This is a genomic window from Pseudomonas sp. EA_65y_Pfl1_P113, assembly GCF_963970525.1.
In the GTDB taxonomy this organism is placed as follows: Bacteria; Pseudomonadota; Gammaproteobacteria; order Pseudomonadales; family Pseudomonadaceae; genus Aquipseudomonas; species Aquipseudomonas tritici.
Window position 1 is genome coordinate 1 of record NZ_CAXAQM010000290.1, and the last position, 558, is coordinate 558.

At 61.3% G+C, this 558-nt stretch carries 1 protein-coding gene; it reads right to left on the reverse strand.

Annotated features, from left to right (window positions below):
* Positions 1-383: 30S ribosomal protein S6 (gene rpsF / locus AACY52_RS29655; protein WP_339561277.1), on the reverse strand; the 383-nt coding region annotated here is incomplete at its 3' end.
* Positions 384-558: the final 175 nt, after the last annotated feature.

Here is a 558-nt window from a genome sequence, read left to right on the forward strand (position 1 = left end):
GGACGATCGCCACGGCCTTCGCGGCCGCCTTCACGATCGCTGCGACGCTCACGGTCACGATCGGACTTGCGCATCATCACGCTCGGGCCCTCTTCGGACGCGTCGATCTTGACGGTCATGTAGCGAATAATGTCTTCGTTGATCTGAACCTGACGCTCCAGCTCGACGATCACGCTGCCCGGGGCATCGATTTCGAGCATGACGTAATGCGCCTTGCGGTTCTTCGCGATCTTGTAGGCGAGGCTGCGCAGGCCCCAATTCTCGGTCTTGACGACCCGGCCTTCATTATCGTTTACGATCTTGGTGGCGATTTCCGCCAGAGCGTCCACTTGCGCCTGTGCCAGATCCTGGCGCGCAAGGAACACGTGCTCGTATAGAGCCATGTGTCTCGTCTCTCTTCTTGGCCGATCGCTGACGCCCGCACCATGCGAAACGCCCCTCCGGCTATCGACTTGCATAACAACCGGGGCGGAAAGCGAGCGCTCTCCACCCCGATCGGCGTCCCATAGCGAAATTCGCGAGGAAGGCAAGCCCGGTACGGACCTCCGTCACCCCGGC